The organism is uncultured Mailhella sp. (assembly GCF_963931295.1).
Lineage (GTDB): Bacteria > Desulfobacterota > Desulfovibrionia > Desulfovibrionales > Desulfovibrionaceae > Mailhella.
Map to the genome: position 1 here is coordinate 2,372,484 of NZ_OZ007001.1, position 15,277 is coordinate 2,387,760.

Below are 15,277 nucleotides of genomic sequence, written 5' to 3' on the forward strand. Positions count from 1 at the left end.
TCTACGAACCCACAGCCACAGGAGAGAGACCATGTTTTCCATTCAGGGAAAGACGGCGCTGGTGACCGGTTCCGGCCGGGGCATAGGCTATGCCATTGCGGAAGCTCTGGCGAGCCAGGGCGCGAATGTGACCATTTCCGACATCAATGCGGAACTTGTGAGTGAGGCTGCGGCCGCCCTTCAGAAGAAATATCCCTCCGTCCGTGTTCGTTCCCTGCTGTTCGACGTGACGGACAGGGCTCAGATAGAGGCGGCCATGGCAACCCTCATGAAGGAAGACGGCGGCCTGGATATTCTGGTCAACAATGCGGGCATCAACCTGCGCGACCGGGTGGAGAATCTGGAGGACGAGGTGTGGCAGCGCATGCTCGACACCAATCTCACCAGCGTATTCCGCGTGTCGCGCGCGGCGCTCCCCCTGCTGCGCGCCCGGGGCGCGGGCAAGGTGGTGAATCTCTGTTCGCTCATGTCTGAAATCGCGCGTCCCACGGTGTCGCCGTACGCCAGCACCAAGGGGGCGGTGCGTCAGTTTACCCGCGCTCTTGCCACGGAATGGGCTGAATACAACATTCAGGTCAACGGCATTGCGCCGGGCTTCATTGCCACGGACATGAACATTCCGCTCATGAACGACAAGGAACTCAACGACTACATCATGCGTCACACGCCCGCCAAACGCTGGGGCAAGCCTTCGGAAGTGGCTTCCGTGGTGGCTTTTCTCGTTTCGCCTGCGGCAGATTTCGTCACCGGTCAGATGATCTTCATCGACGGCGGATTCATCGTTTCGCTGTAGAGCGCGAACGCGGCGTTCGGCGTCCGCGTTCCGCTGCTCTCAGGGAATGATTTCGGCGGGCCCCGTCTGCCGGAAAAGGGCGCCGACGGCTTTTCTCTCCGGCGTTCATGCTCGGAAGAAACAGCCCGAAGTTTCAGGAGAACGACCATGATTATCGAGGGAAAAACATGGACGCGGCAGGAGATTGCCTCGCGCATTGACCACACGGTGCTCGCTCCCGACGCCGTGCGCTCGGATGTGGAGCAGGCCTGTACGCAGGCGAGGGCCTACGGCTTCAAGGCCGTGTTCACGAATCCTTACTGGACGCCTCTGGCGGCGGAGCTGCTTGAGGGCTCCGGGGTGGCGGCGGGCATTTCTGCGGCGTTTCCGCTGGGGAGTCTGTCGTCTGCGGCCAAGGCCCTTGAAGTGGAAGAGACTCTGCGCCGCGTCAAGGACAGGCTCTGCGCCGTGGATATGATGACCAACGTGGCGCTGCTCAAGGAAAAGCGCTACGCACAGTACACGGAGGACATCCGCGAAGTGGTGAAGGCTGCATCGGGGCGTCCGGGCATGGTGGTGAAGGCCATTGTGGAAACGTCGTTGCTTGAACCTGAGGAAATACGCGCCGCCTGCGCCTGCGCTGCGGAAGCGGGCGTGGATTTCGTCAAAACCTCCACCGGGCGCGGCGGAGCGCCGAATCTTTTTCATATCCGCATCATGAAGGAGTCACTGCCGCCTGAAGTGGGCGTGAAGTTTTCGGGCTTCGGCGTGCACGACTGCGCGGAACTTGCGTTTCTGGCCTTTGTCATGGGCGCCGATCTCATCGGCACGCCCCGGGGCCCCTTCATTGTGGATGCCCTCTGCGACCGTTATGCGCTTCTGTCAGGAGTCTTTCCCCGTCCTGCCGAACGGTAAGCGCAGGTTGCGGAGCATTCCTCCTCGCCGGCAGGCGCAACAGCTTGTCCCCCGGAATCGTCCTGCCGGTTTTCTTTCCGCCTTGGGGGACTACAGATCGACGGTTTTCCTTTTTCCGGATGGAAGCCGTCTCAGCCTGGCGGACCGGAACCCCTGTCCGGTCCGCCCTCTGCACAGGAGTTTTCAAAAATGGTGTTCCAACATGCTACCGTAAAGAGAATAGTACACGGTTTCGGTTCCATAGCCGGGGCTTCCGACGAAGTGAAGAAGCTCGGGGGAACCAGGGTCCTCATCGTCACGGACCCCGGACTGGCAAAGATAGGTGTGCAGAAGCCGGTGGAGGAATCGCTTGAGGCGGCGGGCATTCCCTGGAAGCTGTATGCTGGAGCCGAGCTTGAGCCGAGTGCGGAATCCATCCGGCGCTGCGCCGATGAAGCCGCGGCCTTCAATGCCGACGTGCTCATAGGCGTGGGCGGCGGCAGCGCGCTGGACACCACCAAGGCCACGGCCGTGCTGCTCGGCAACGACGGCCCCATTGAGAAGTATTTCGGCATGGATCTCGTGCCCAATCCCTCGCTGCCTGCCATTCTCGTGCCCACCACGGCCGGAACCGGTTCGGAAATGACCAACATCGCGGTTCTGGCCGACACGGTCAACGGCGGCAAGCAGGGCGTGGTTTCGGAATACATGTACGCCGACACGGTGATTCTTGACCCTGAACTGACCATGGGCCTGCCCCCCAGAGTGACGGCCATGACGGGCGTGGACGCCTTTGTTCACGCCATGGAATCCTACTGCGGACTGGCGGCCACGCCCTTTACCGACGCCCTCAACATTCAGGCCATGAAGCTCATCGCCGGCAATTTGCGCCGCGCCTACGCCAACGGATCCAACCGCGAGGCGCGAAAGGCCATGCTCTATGGCTCCGCGCTGGCGGGCATGGGATTCGTGAACACGCAAAACGGCATCATTCACGCCATCGGCACCACGCTGCCGCTCTCCTGCCACATTCCCCACGGACTGGCCATGGCCGTCTGCGCGCCGTTCTGCGTAGGCTTCAACCACATTGCCGCGCCCGAACGCTACGCGCTGGTGGCGGACATCCTCCGCGGCGAAGACCGTTTCCGCAGCATGTCCGTTGACGCGCGCGCCGCGGACGCGGAAGGGGCGTTCCGGCAGTGGCTGGCCGATCTGGACATTCAGACGGGGCTTTCGCATTACGGCGTGACTCGCGAGGATCTGCCGGGTTGCGCGGATCGGGCCTTTGCCGCCAAGCGTCTTTTGAACAACAATCCGCGCCGCGCCGGACGAGATCAGATTCTGGCGCTGCTGGAAATCGGCTTCGACCGCTAGAAGCGAAAAGCGCGCAGGCGTCGTTTTGCCGTCCCGGCCGGGACGCAGGTTTCGGTCGGACCGGCGCTCTGAGCGCGCTCAGAAGGCGCGGCGAGCCTTCGATCAGGCCGTATCCGCCATCTTGCGCACCTCGGCGTGCACAAAGGGCGTCGCTCCCTTTCGGGGAACGACGCCCTTTGTCGTGCTTGCTGTTCAGGCTCAGGCGATGGAGGAGCCGCTCGGCGCGTCGGCCGTGAGCAGGGAGAGGCCGCCGTCGAACTCGGCGGTGAGAATCATGCCCTGCGATTCAAGGCCGCGCAGCTTGCGCGGAGGCAGATTGGCCACCACCACGACCTTCTTGCCCACGAGGTCTTCGGGCTTGAAGTGCGCGGCGATGCCGGACACGATCTGCCGGGGCTTGTCTTCGCCGAGGTCCACGTCGAAGCGCAGGAGCTTGTCGGCGTTGGGATGCTGCTCCGCGGCGAGAATGGTGCCCACGCGAAGGTCGAGCTTCTGGAAGTCGGCAAATTCGATGGGAGCCCTGGGGCCGGTTTCCGCGGGCGCGGCCTTGGGAGCGGGGGCCTTCTTTTCCTTCCTGGGCTTGGCGGGAGCTTCTTCCTTTTCCATTTCGAGGCGGGGGAAGAGGTTGGAGGAGGCCGCAATTTCAAGGCCGGTGCGCAGGTGCATGCGGTAGTGCAGCACGTCGTTCAGGGCGGCTTCGGAAAGCGGGCCCTGCGGACGGCCGAGCTGCGCCTGCATGGTAGCGGAAGAGGCGGGCATGACGGGCCAGATGAGGTAGGCCACCTTGTACATGTTTTCCAGCAGCGTGCGGATCACGGTGCCGAGCCGTTCGGTGTCGCCGTTCTTGGCGAGGGTCCAGGGGGCCTGTTCGTCCACGTACTTGTTCATGGCGCGCACGGCGGTCCACAGGGCGTCGAGGGCCTGCGAGAAGCGCAGTTCGCCGAAGAGCTGCACGAAGTTGGCGGCGGCGTTGTCCGTGGTTTCGGAGAGAATGTCGTCGGCTTCAAGCTGATTGCCGAGCGCGGGAACCTTGCTCGCAAAGTACTTGGCGTTCATGGAGAGCACGCGGCTGAACAGGTTGCCGAGGTCGTTGGCGAGGTCGGCGTTCACGCGGGTGATGATGGCTTCCGGCGAATAGGAGGCGTCGGAGCCGAAGTTCATTTCGCGCAGCAGGAAATAGCGGAACGCGTCGAGGCCGAAGTGTTCGGCGGCCTTGAGCGGATCGACCACGTTGCCCAGCGACTTGGACATCTTGGTGTCCTTGACGAGCCAGTAGCCGTGGACGTTGAGATGCTTGTAGAGGGGCAGGCCCGCGGCCATGAGCATGGTGGGCCAGAAGATGCCGTGGGGCTTCAGAATGTCCTTGGCCACGAGATGTTCGCCGGGCCAGTATTTTCTGTAGTTGCCGGATTCGTCGTTTTCGTTGTCGGGCCAGCCGAGGGCCGTGATGTAGTTGGCAAGCGCGTCGAACCACACGTAGCTCACGTAGTCCTTGTCGAAGGGCAGCTCGATGCCCCAGGTGAGGCGCGACTTGGGACGAGAAATGCACAGATCTTCCAGCACGCCGCCTTCGAGCATGGCGAGGGCTTCGTTGCGGTAGCGCTCGGGACGGATGAAGTCGGGATGATCGAGGATGTACTGACGAAGCTGATCCTGATACTTGGACATTTTGAAGAAGTAGTTCTTCTCGCTGATGTATTCGGGCTTGGTCAGGTGCTGGGGGCAGAGGCCGTTTTCCAGTTCCTTTTCGGTGTAGAAGCGTTCGCAGCCGTAGCAGTAGTGGCCGCCGTATTCGCCGAAATAGATGTCGCCCTTGTCGTAGAGGCGCTGGAGCAGCACCTGCACGGCCTTCATGTGATCGGGATCGGTGGTACGGATGAATCCGTCGTTTTCAATGCCGAGCTTGGGCCACAGGTTGCGGAACACGCCGGAAATGTCGTCCACGAAGGCCTGCGGGGTCACGCCGGCGGCGGTGGCGGCCTTGACTATCTTGTCCCCGTGTTCGTCGGTGCCGGTCTGCATGCGGGCGTCTTCGCCGAGCATGCGGTGAAATCTCTTGAGCGTGTCGGCCACAATGGTGGAGTACGCGTGGCCCAGATGAGGGCGGGCGTTGACATAGTAGATGGGCGTGGTGATGTAGTAGGTTTTCACGGGAACTCCTGCTGAAAGAGCGTTGTTTCTTTGTCGTGCCGGCGGGCTTTGCCGGAAAAGGAGGTCGGCCGCAGGGCGTTTGCTACTGCGCGCTCCGGTCGGAGGCGTCGTCGTTCGAGGCGGGTTCCTTCGGCTCGCGCGCGGGGCGGGAACGGCGGCTTCTGTCGTGCTGCTCCTGATGGTGATGCGGACGCCTCCTGCGATGCGTGGCCTCTTCGGAATTCATCATGCTGGGCTCGTGGGACACGGGCTGTGCGCCGTCCACGGGTTCGAGACCGGCGAGGTCGTCGTCGAGGGTTTCGGGCGCGGCGGAAACCACCATCATGCCGTTGCCGTTCTGGGGCTTCTGTTCCTTGGCGGAAGGCGCGGGGGGCACTTCGGCGCGCGTGGGCTTGAGGGCCTGCCAGTCTTCGAGGCTCATTTCCGTTTCCTGACCGCCGTCGGGAAGAACCACCACGGAATTGCGGAACATGTTGCTGCGCAGCACGCGCATGGGGCCTTCGGTGGTCTGATAGCGCTTGCCGAGGCGCGGGCAGCTTCTGTGAAAAGCGTCGTAATTTTCCTGTTCGTAGCTCAGGCAGCACAGAAGTCTGCCGCAGATGCCCGAAATCTTTGCCGGATTGAGGAAGAGATTCTGCTCTTTGGCCATCTTGATGGTGACCGGCGCGAACTTGTGCAGATAGCGGCGGCAGCAGCACACCATGCCGCAGTTGCCGAGCGCGCCGAGCATCTGGGTTTCGTGGCGCACGCCTATCTGGCGCAGCTCGATGCGGGTGCGGTACTGACGCACGAGATCCTTGACCAGATCGCGGAAGTCTATGCGCGTAGGCGCGGTGAAGAAAAAGACCATCTTGCTGCGGTCGAAGAGAATTTCCACGTCCACGAGCTTCATGTCGAGCTTGCGGTCGGCGATGCAGCGGCGGCAGAACTGATAGGCTTCGCGGGAAAGCACGGCGTTGTCCTGCGCGGCGAGCTTTTCCTCTTCGGTGGCGCGTCGGGCCGAGGGCATGGGCGCGGCGTGATCGTCGTCCTGTCCGTTCTCGTCGGAGTCCGGGCCGCTCATGCTCTGCACGGCCACGTTGGCCGCCTTGAGCACGTGTTCCAAGTCTTCCTGCCAGGGTCTCTGCCAGACCACCTGACCGCAGTTCAGACCGCGTTCCGTCATGACCATGGCGCTTTCGCCCACGGCGAGGGGAGCGTCGTCTCCGGTGTCGTGCAGGCAGGCGAGAACCTGTCCGTAGCGGCTGAAACGTATGCCTATCGTTTGCTTCATAATGACCGAGAAAATTTTTAGGATGAAAAAAGGCGGGCAGGGCCCGCGGGGAATCGTGGGAAGAATACCCTTCCGGGAAAAGACTTGTCAATGCCCGAAGGCGCGCTGCCGCGCCGTTGCCGGGCAGGGAGAGCACGGCGCGGGAGTGGCGCGGAGGCGGGCGTTCGTCTTCTCCCGGGACGGCGGGGGAAGGTTCCTTCGCCGCAGGCTGGAGAGGCTCACGGCGAAGAGGCGGGCGCCCCCCCTGAGGCCGGGGACAATTCGTTCCCCATCGCCCGGCAGACTCACCGCGTATCGGAGAGTTCCTGCCGCGGGGCGGGAAAGATTGCCGTTGCGAAGGCGTGAGATCGGCGTTGCTGCCTGCGCGCTGCGGCGGGCAAGCCCCGAGGCAGGCGCGGGGGAGCCGTCGGCGCCGTCCGGAAGGGGGACGGCAGCGAGCGGAGCTCGGCATGTTCGCAGCGCCGGGCAGGGCTGCCGACGGGAAAGCGCTGCCCGCCAGGGAGCCGTTTTGTGCCCGCAGCTCTCCCGGTCTGGGTGTGTTTTCGGAGGGCGCGCGTTGCGGAAAGATGCGTTGGGAGAAAGGATGCGCCGGGCTAAAGCCTCCGCCGGAAAAGGCGTCAGCGAAGCGCCGGGGTGGGGTCCGCCGGAGCGGCGACGGTCACTTCATGCACGATGCTCGACGTTCCGTGCGCAGGCACTTCCAGCTTCCATTCGTAGCAGGCCCTTTCTTCGTTGAGCTCGGGCGCGGGGCGGCTTTTGACCTTGGCGCTCATGCGCGCGTCGCGCAGAATGGGGGCGGAGCTTTCCACGCGCACCTCCACGGCGCGGTCGTGCCTGTTGAGAATATCCGCCTTCCAGCGCCGCTGCCGCGCCTTCATGGAGGCCGGAACGTCGGCGTCCGTGGCGGAGAGTTCCTGCGTCACGACGGAAACAAGCTGATCCACTCCGAAGAAGAGCTCCTTCCGGGCCGCGTTCAGGCGGAACGTGCCGCGCGCGTTTTCCATGCCGTTCACCACGAAGACGGCCTGTCCCGCAGGCAGAAGCGGCAGCGTTTCCGAGGCGGGAGCAGCCGTGAAGTAGGCCCGCGTATCCTGGAGCGGACGCACGAGCCGGCAGAATTCGGCCGGAATCTCGCAGGTCGCGGCAAGGCGCGTGATCTCTCCCTCGGCGGGAACGTTCAGGCGGCCGAGCGGCCAGTAAACGCCCGTGGCGTGGCTCTGCACGTCTGCTGCGCCCGCGGCCTTGGCGGCCATGATGTTTGCGGAGCGCAGCAGGGGGCGTTCGTCGCCTTCCGTCCATATCGGCAGGGCGGGCGGCTCCACGCTGCGCGCGTCCTCGGCGGAGGCGAGGGTCACGTCCACGTCCTTCCAGTCCGCGCCGCTGTCCTGACGAAGCACGGCGTTCATGACGATGCGCACGAGTCCCGTCTTTTCTTCGGCCGACACGCGGTAGCTCGGCTTCCAGAACGCGCCGGGCAGAAAGTAGGTCCAGCGCGCGGTGACCGGGTCCTTTCCGTCGATGACGAGCTCGCATTCCTGCACGGCGCTGTTGTGACTGCCGAGCGCCTGCATGCGCGCATTCAGGCTCTGCATTTCCTTTTCCAGCGCTCGTTCGCGCGCGCAAAGCTCCGTTTCCTTCTGCGCGAGCGCGGCAAGGCGAAGACGCGTTTCCTGCGCCAGCGCTTCGAGCGCCTGGGCGTTGTCGGCGGGGGCCGTCGGCGGATCGGCCCAGAAGAGGCGCTCGGCGGACACGCTTTTGCGCTCGGCGGCCACGCGGGAGAGCTCGCCGCGCAGGCCATCAAGTTCGCGCTGAAGCGCTTCCACGGCCGGAGAGGGCGTCTGTCTGACGCTGAGCCTCGATTCCAGCACGACGCCGGAGGAGAGCGACACGGAAAGACTTTCCGCATCCGCGCCCGCCGGAAGGGCGAGGACGACGCGGCCCTCCGGATGCACGGTCTCCTCTTCCGCGATGAGCGCGCCCGCGGGGTAGAGCACCACGGAAACGGGTTTCGCCTGCGCATGGGCAGGTGCGAGAAGCAGCGCCGCAAGAACAAGGAGACGGAGTTTCATGATCAGTCCTCGCTGAGTATGGCGTTCAGGAAGTCGCGTCGTTTCTTGCGTTCTTCAACAAGAAAGGCTCCGGTGATGGAGGCGGGATTCTCCATGATTTCCTCGGGCGTGCCGGACGCGATGATGGCGCCGCCGTTTTCGCCGCCGCCGGGGCCGAGGTCCACGATGTGATCGGCGGAGAGAATGACGTCGGTGTTGTGCTCGATGACCACCACGGTGGCGCCGCGATCCACCAGACGATGCAGCACGTTGATGAGCTTGCCCACTTCGTGCATGTGCAGGCCGGTGGTGGGTTCGTCGAGGATGTAGAGGGTGCGCGGCAGGGACTTCTTGCCGAGCTCGCGCGATATCTTGATGCGCTGCGCCTCGCCGCCGGAAAGCGTGGTGGCCGCCTGTCCGAGGCGCAGGTAGCCGAGGCCCACGTCTTCGAGCACGCCGAGGCGTCGTTCAAGGGCAGGGTAGCTTGAGAAGAATTCCCTTGCTTCATGCACGGTGAGGTCGAGCACTTCGGAGATGTTCAGATCCTTGTAGCGCACTTCGAGGGTTTCGTGGTTGAAGCGGCGTCCCTTGCATACGTCGCAGGTGACGAAGATGTCGGGCAGAAAGTGCATTTCCACGCGTATCTGCCCGTCGCCCTTGCAGGTTTCGCAGCGCCCGCCGGACACGTTGAAGCTGAAGCGGCTGGCGGTGTAGCCGCGCTTTTTGGCGTCGGGGGTCATGGCGAAGATTTTGCGTATGTCGTCGAACACCTTGGTGTAGGTGGCGGGATTGGAACGCGGCGTGCGGCCGATGGGCGTCTGATCGATGGACACGATGCGCTCTATCTGATCGAGGCCCTCCACGCCCTTCATGGGGCCGGGCTGTTCGGTGCGCAGGCCGCAGTGACGCGCCACGCGGCGGTAGAGCGTGTCGATGACGAGCGAGCTCTTGCCCGAGCCCGACACGCCGGTGACGCAGGTGAGCGCGCCGAGGGGAATGGCGCAGTCGATGTTCTTGAGGTTGTTGGTGGTCACGCCGCGCAGGGTGAGGAACTTGTCGGAGCGGCGTCTGGTTTCCGGCACGGGAATGGTGAGGTCGCCGCGCAGGTAGCGCGCGGTGAGCGAGTCGGAATGTCTGAGCAGTTCCTTCACCGTGCCTGCGAACACGAGCTCGCCGCCCTGAGAGCCGGAACCCGGGCCCATTTCGAGCACGGTGTCGGCCTCGCAGATGGTGGCTTCGTCGTGTTCCACCACGAGCACGGTGTTGCCGCGCTTCTGGAGGCTGCGCAGGGTGCGTATGAGCCGTTCGTTGTCGCGCGGATGCAGGCCGATGGAAGGTTCGTCGAGCACGTAGGTGACGCCCACAAGGCCTGAGCCGAGCTGCGAGGCGAGGCGTATGCGCTGGGCTTCGCCGCCGGAGAGCGTGACCATGGAGCGGCCGAGGGTGAGGTATTCGAGGCCCACGTTGACCATGAAGCCGAGGCGGAAGGTGAGTTCCTTGATGAGCGGCTCGGCGATGATGGCGTGACGTCCGGTGAAGGAGAGTCCCTTCACCCATTCGAGGGCGCGTTCGATGGAAAGGTTGCAGAAGTCCTCGATGTTGAGGTCGTTCACGCGCACGGAGAGGGCTTCCTTGCGCAGGCGCGTGCCGTGGCAGGTGGGGCACTCCACTTCGTAGCTGTAGCGGCTGAGAATGTCGCTCCAGGCGTCGCCGCGCTTCATGCGCTGCTCAAGCAGGTACATGACGCCCGGCCAGTGCGAGGTGGAAAGCGGTTCCGAACCCTCGTCGCGGTTGAGGCTCGTGCCGCCCATGAAGTTGCGGCGCAGGCTTCCCGTGCGGGTGATGCCTCCGGCCTCGCCGTTGAAGAGGGCTTTTCTGGCCTTGTCGGAAAAGTCCTTGAGGGGCGTGTCGAGCGTGAAGCCCTGACGCTTGCCGAGGGCTTCGAGGGCCTTGCCTATCTTGGCCATGAAGTAGGGCGAGGAGAAGGGAGCAAGCGCGCCCTGGCGCAGGGAGAGCGATTCGTCGGGAGCGATGAGGCCTTCGTCGAAGGCCACCACGGTGCCTATGCCGAGGCACTGCGGGCACGCGCCCTGCGGACTGTTGAACGAAAAGAGCTGCGGCGAGGGCACGGGGGCGCTCACGTGGCAGCGCGGGCACACGGATTCGGTGGAATGCACGACGTCGGGCTTGCCCGGCGCGCTCACGATGACGCGGCCCTTGCCGTAGCGCAGGGCGAGCTCCACGGAGTCGGCGAGGCGGGTGCGCATGTCGTCCTTGATGACGAGGCGGTCCACCACGAGATCGATGCTGTGCTTCTTGTTCTTGTCGAGTGAGGGAGCTTCGTCGAGATTGCAGATCTGCGGCTCTTCGCCGAGCGTGGCTACGCGCACGCGCACGAAGCCTTCGGCACGCAGCTTCTTGAAGCGTTCGGCGTGAGTGCCCTTCTGCAGTTCCACGAGCGGAGCCATGAGCATGATGCGCTCGCCTTCGGGCATGTTCATGATTTCGGCAATGATTTCGTCGGAAGCGCGGGCCTCGATGGGCGCGCCGCAGTGCGGACAGTACACCTTGCCGAGTCTGGCGAAGAACACGCGCAGAAAGTCATAAACTTCCGTCACCGTGCCCACGGTGGAACGGGGGTTGTGCGCGGTGGTCTGCTGTTCCAGGGAAATGGCGGGTGAGAGGCCCTCGATTTTGTCCACGAGGGGCTTGTCCATCTTGGGCAGGAACATGCGCGCGTAGGTGGAGAGCGATTCCACGTAGCGGCGCTGACCTTCGGCGTACACGATGTCGAAGGCCAGCGTGGACTTGCCCGAGCCCGAAGGCCCGCACACGACCACGAGCTGATCGCGCGGAATATCGACGTTGACGTTCTTGAGATTATGCTGACGGGCTCCCTCGATGTGGATGCAGGGGTCCGCGTATTTCGTGGGGGTCATGATGGTCCTTGTGGTTCGAGAAAAAGAAGGGAAAAGGCGTCGGTTCAGCGCCGGCCCTTTTTCAGAAGGGTGACGCGGCGCACCACGTTTTCATAATAAGGATCGTGTTCGGTAATGGCAACGGAACGCTCGCGGCGCTGATTCATGCGCATGAGGATGACGTCGAGCTTCTGCATCTGCCGCACCTTTTCCGCGCCTTCGTCGCAGTGTTCGAGCAGGTCGAGAATGGTGTTTATTTCCTTGCGGTCGGCAAGTTCGGGCGGCAGGTAGCCGGCGTTTCTGAGCACCTTGTAGGCCATGCGCAGCTCGCCGGGCACGGCGCTGTCGTCCTCGAAGTTCAGGGGCTTGCCTTCGCCGGGAAGATGGTCGAAGGCGCCTTCCTTCTGCGCGGCCTGAATGCGGCGTTCGGCCTGGCTGGCCATGAAATGCAGGAAATCTTCCGCCATGCCTTCCTCCCTTGGATTCGTTTTGTCTATACGCCGGAGCGCCGTGTTTTTCAATGATCGGAACAGGGCGCGCCTGCGGGAAACAGGGCGATCGAAGGCGCAAAAGGGCCCGGAAAGGCCCGGAGCAGGCATCCTGCGATGAAGCGGGAAAAATAAAAAAACGTCCGGAGCCGGGAGCGCGAGCGGGAAAAACTTTCCCGGAGGGAGCGCGCACCGGGCGGACGTGGGATCAAGGGGCGGCGGAGCGACCGAAGGCCGCTCCGCCGCGGAAGGAGAGGAGGGAAACGTGGTCCCTGCGCCGGTTGTGTGTGGGGGGGAAAATCCGGCGCAGGGGAATCCCGCAGGGCATGTGCGGGAAGGCTGGTGTCACCGGGCCAGATAGCGCCGGTAGTCGATGCCGTATTTTTTCATCTTGTAGTAGAAGATGCGGTAAGTGATGTCGATGTCGCGTGCGGCCTGATGAATGTTGCCGCGGCTGCGCACCAGCGCTTCTTCCAGTCTTTTCTTTTCGAGCTGTCCCACTTCTTCGTGGAACCCCAGGGCGCGGCCGTTCGCTTCGGCGGGAGCGTCGTCGCCCACGGCGGAGCGCAGGGCCGGCGGAAGATGGCAGGGGCAGACGAGTTCGTTTTCACACAATAGCACGGCGCGTTCCATGGCGTTTTGCAGTTCGCGCACGTTGCCCGGCCAGTGCCATGCGAGCAGGGCGTCGGCGGCCTGCGGGGACAGGCGCCTGGCAGGACGGCCGTAGCTGCGGGAGAACATGTGCAGAAAATGTTCCGCGAGGGGCAGAATGTCGTCCTTGCGTTCGCGCAGCGGCGGCAGAAACAGCGGAAACACGTTGATGCGGTAGTAGAGGTCTTCGCGGAAGAGTCCCTTGTCCACCAGCTTTTCCAGAGGCTGATGCGTGGCGCAGATGAGGCGCACGTCCACCTTGACCGGGCGTTCGCTGCCGAGGCGCACGATTTCCCGCTCCTGAATGGCGCGCAGCACCTTGGCCTGCGCGGGCAGGGAGAGATCGCCTATTTCATCGAGAAAGAGGGTGCCGGTGTCGGCCTGTTCAAACACGCCGCGCCGCGCCTGCTGCGCGCCGGTGAACGCGCCCTTCTGCCAGCCGAAGAGTTCGCCTTCCACGAGGTCGGCGGGAAGGGCGGCGCAGTTGAGGCGGATGAACGGACGCGAGGCGCGCGTGCTGCACTGATGGATGGCCGAAGCCATGAGTTCCTTGCCCGAACCGGATTCGCCGCGCAGCAGCACGGTGGTCTGACTCGGAGCCACCTGCGCCACATGATGCAGCACGTGGTTCATGGACTTGGAGAGCACCACGATGGAGGGCATGGCCTGCAGCACGGAGGGCAGGGGCCTGTCGTCCTGACGGGTGTAGTGGGTGGCCTGGCGCACCATGTCTTCCTGCAGACAGGCTACCTGATGTCCTACCAGAGCGGCCACCACTTCGAGCAGACGGCAGCGCAGCTCCAGAATTTCGTGATCGGCCATGGGGGTGTCCACGCTGAGGGTGCCCACGGTGATGCGGCCGGAATCCGGCTCGCCGGAGCGCTTCTGCGTGGTGACGGGCACGCAGATGAAGGCCAGCGTGCGGAGCTGTTCTTCACTTCTTTCAAAGAGCCTGTTGAGAAAGTCGGGGTGGCTCTTCATGCAGTCCACGATGATGGGCTTGCCTGAAGCGAACACCTGGCCTGTGATGCCCTTGCCCGGGGCGTAGGTGAGATGAGGAACGGAAGTCTGTCCCTCGGCCATGGAGAGGTGCAGGCTTCCGTTTTCCGGGTTTTGTACCACGATGTGAGGGCGCTCGAAGGGCATGTCGCCGGAAAGGGAGCAGAGCACCCGGCGCAGTACTTCCCGGAAGGGAAGACCCGGTTCAAGGCAGTGTACGATGTGCCGCAGACTGTCGAGATAGGGTTCGAACGAGTTGGGAGAAAATTCGTGGTCGGGCATGGGAGTGATCCGTGGCGGGCAAAAGCCCGCGAGAAATGTTCAGCGGCGGACGCGCCGCGGGAAAGCGTTGCCGGGGGGGGCGCCCCGCGCCGGCAACATGGCGCGGGGTGCGTCCGGAGCCGGCGATTATTTGATGACTTTTTCCAGCCGCTCAAGGGCGGCTCGGGTAAGTTCCGGAGTGTTGAAGGCGGTGAGGCGCACGTAGCCTTCGCCGCTCGCGCCGAAGCCGACGCCGGGCGTGCAGACCACGCCGGCCTTCTCCAGCAGCATGTCGAAGAAGGCCCAGGAATCCGTTCCGCCGGGCGTTCTCAGCCACACATAGGGCGAATGCACGCCGCCGAAGGCTTCAAGGCCGAGCTTGGCGCAGGTTTTGAGCATCATGTCGGCGTTGCTCTGGTAGATGCCGAGCACGGCCTTCATCTGGGTTCTGGCCGGTTCCATGAAGGCGGCTTCGGCCGCGCGCTGCACGATGTAGGGGCAGCCGTTGTACTTGGTGCACTGGCGGCGCAGCCACATGTCGTGCAGATGCAGCACGGTGCCGTCGGCGGCGCGGGCCGTGAGCTTCTTGGGCACCACGGCGTAGCCGCAGCGCAGTCCCGTGAAGCCCGCGGTCTTGGAAAGGCTGCGGAATTCCACGGCCACTTCGTCCGCGCCGGGGATTTCAAAGATGCTGCGCGGAATGGATTCGTCGCGGATGAAGGATTCGTAGGCCGCGTCGAACATGATGAGCGAGTCGTTCTTCTTCGCGTAGTCCACCCATCTGGTCAGGGCGTCTCTGTCGAGCACGGTGCCGGTGGGGTTGTTGGGACTGCAAAGATACACCACGTCCACGCGCTCTTCGGGCAGGGCGGGGCAGAAATTGTTTTCCTTCGTGCAGGGCAGGTACACGATGCGGCTCCAGCGGCCGTTTTCATGCACGCCGCCGCGGCCGGCCATGGCGTTGGAATCCTCGTACACGGGATAGACGGGATCGGTAAGCGCAATGACGGCGTCTTCGCCGAAGAGTTCCTGGAAATTGCCCACGTCGCTCTTCGCGCCGTCGCTGATGAAGATTTCATCGGCGTCGAGGTTCACGCCGCGGGAGAGATAGTCGTGCTTGAGAATGGCTTCGCGCAGGAAGGCGTAGCCCTGTTCCGGGCCGTAGCCGCGGAAGGTTTCGGCGCGGCCCATTTCGTCCACGGCCTTGTGCAGGGCCTCGATGACCGCGGGAACCAGCGGCTGGGACACGTCGCCGATGCCGAGGCTGATGACGTCGGCCTCGGGATGTTTTTCCTTGTACGCGCGAACCCTGCGGGCGACTTCGCTGAACAGATAGTTGCCGGAAAGGCCCGCATAGGCGCTGTTGATGCTGCGCATGATATTCTCCAGTTCTCCGGCGCGGCCGGAGCGTTTGGTGCGTTTGAAAGACGGAGCCGTTTTTCACAAGG

At 63.7% G+C, this 15,277-nt stretch carries 10 protein-coding genes; 3 read left to right on the forward strand and 7 right to left on the reverse strand.

Annotated features, from left to right (window positions below; translation table 11 throughout):
• Nucleotides 1-31 precede the first annotated feature (31 nt).
• From ABGT79_RS09940 to ABGT79_RS09950, 3 genes are all read left to right on the forward strand, one after another.
• The gene (locus ABGT79_RS09940; protein ID WP_346666036.1) at nucleotides 32-793 is read left to right on the forward strand and encodes an SDR family oxidoreductase; all 762 of its coding nucleotides are present in this window, start codon (nucleotides 32-34) and stop codon (nucleotides 791-793) included.
• A gap of 147 nt (nucleotides 794-940) precedes the next feature.
• Nucleotides 941-1,687 carry a deoxyribose-phosphate aldolase gene (gene deoC / locus ABGT79_RS09945; protein ID WP_346666037.1) on the forward strand — a complete coding sequence of 249 codons (747 nt, stop codon included), beginning with the start codon at nucleotides 941-943 and terminating at the stop codon, nucleotides 1,685-1,687.
• Between the two features lie 189 nt (nucleotides 1,688-1,876).
• Nucleotides 1,877-3,040, forward strand: a complete 1,164-nt coding sequence (locus tag ABGT79_RS09950) for an iron-containing alcohol dehydrogenase (protein WP_346666038.1) — start codon at nucleotides 1,877-1,879, stop codon at nucleotides 3,038-3,040.
• A 198-nt stretch (nucleotides 3,041-3,238) separates the two neighbouring features.
• Here the strand turns inward: ABGT79_RS09950 and metG are convergent, their stop codons facing one another.
• The 7 genes from metG to ABGT79_RS09985 all read right to left on the reverse strand — a co-directional run bounded on the left by metG (nucleotide 3,239) and on the right by ABGT79_RS09985 (nucleotide 15,206).
• Complete coding sequence (metG, locus tag ABGT79_RS09955) at nucleotides 3,239-5,191, reverse strand: methionine--tRNA ligase (protein WP_346666039.1); 1,953 nt, start codon at nucleotides 5,189-5,191, stop codon at nucleotides 3,239-3,241.
• A gap of 82 nt (nucleotides 5,192-5,273) precedes the next feature.
• On the reverse strand, nucleotides 5,274-6,464 hold the full coding sequence (ricT, locus tag ABGT79_RS09960) for a regulatory iron-sulfur-containing complex subunit RicT (RefSeq protein WP_346666040.1): 1,191 nt from the start codon (nucleotides 6,462-6,464) through the stop codon (nucleotides 5,274-5,276).
• A gap of 617 nt (nucleotides 6,465-7,081) precedes the next feature.
• Nucleotides 7,082-8,533, reverse strand: a complete 1,452-nt coding sequence (locus tag ABGT79_RS09965; protein WP_346666041.1) for a DUF4139 domain-containing protein — start codon at nucleotides 8,531-8,533, stop codon at nucleotides 7,082-7,084.
• A 2-nt stretch (nucleotides 8,534-8,535) separates the two neighbouring features.
• Nucleotides 8,536-11,451: an excinuclease ABC subunit UvrA gene (gene uvrA, locus ABGT79_RS09970; RefSeq protein WP_346666042.1), complete on the reverse strand. Its 2,916-nt coding sequence runs from the start codon at nucleotides 11,449-11,451 to the stop codon at nucleotides 8,536-8,538.
• Nucleotides 11,452-11,495: 44 nt separating this feature from the next.
• Nucleotides 11,496-11,897 (reverse strand): DnaJ family domain-containing protein, encoded by a 402-nt coding sequence (locus tag ABGT79_RS09975; RefSeq protein ID WP_294488852.1) that lies wholly within the window; start codon nucleotides 11,895-11,897, stop codon nucleotides 11,496-11,498.
• Nucleotides 11,898-12,263: 366 nt separating this feature from the next.
• A complete protein-coding gene (locus ABGT79_RS09980) occupies nucleotides 12,264-13,850 on the reverse strand; it encodes a sigma-54-dependent Fis family transcriptional regulator (protein WP_346666043.1) in 1,587 nt (528 codons plus the stop codon).
• Between the two features lie 126 nt (nucleotides 13,851-13,976).
• Nucleotides 13,977-15,206, reverse strand: coding sequence for an LL-diaminopimelate aminotransferase (locus ABGT79_RS09985; RefSeq protein ID WP_346666044.1), 1,230 nt, complete (start codon nucleotides 15,204-15,206; stop codon nucleotides 13,977-13,979).
• Nucleotides 15,207-15,277 lie beyond the last annotated feature (71 nt).

Excerpts from the sequence above, each read along its gene's own strand:
- ABGT79_RS09940 (WP_346666036.1), top strand. The coding sequence starts at position 32 with ATGTTTTCCATTCAGGGAAAGACGGCGCTGGTGACCGGTTCCGGCCGG.
- deoC (WP_346666037.1), top strand. The coding sequence starts at position 941 with ATGATTATCGAGGGAAAAACATGGACGCGGCAGGAGATTGCCTCGCGC.
- ABGT79_RS09950 (WP_346666038.1), top strand. The coding sequence starts at position 1,877 with ATGGTGTTCCAACATGCTACCGTAAAGAGAATAGTACACGGTTTCGGT.
- ricT (WP_346666040.1), bottom strand. The coding sequence starts at position 6,464 with ATGAAGCAAACGATAGGCATACGTTTCAGCCGCTACGGACAGGTTCTC.
- ABGT79_RS09965 (WP_346666041.1), bottom strand. The coding sequence starts at position 8,533 with ATGAAACTCCGTCTCCTTGTTCTTGCGGCGCTGCTTCTCGCACCTGCC.
- uvrA (WP_346666042.1), bottom strand. The coding sequence starts at position 11,451 with ATGACCCCCACGAAATACGCGGACCCCTGCATCCACATCGAGGGAGCC.
- ABGT79_RS09975 (WP_294488852.1), bottom strand. The coding sequence starts at position 11,897 with ATGGCGGAAGATTTCCTGCATTTCATGGCCAGCCAGGCCGAACGCCGC.
- ABGT79_RS09980 (WP_346666043.1), bottom strand. The coding sequence starts at position 13,850 with ATGCCCGACCACGAATTTTCTCCCAACTCGTTCGAACCCTATCTCGAC.
- ABGT79_RS09985 (WP_346666044.1), bottom strand. The coding sequence starts at position 15,206 with ATGCGCAGCATCAACAGCGCCTATGCGGGCCTTTCCGGCAACTATCTG.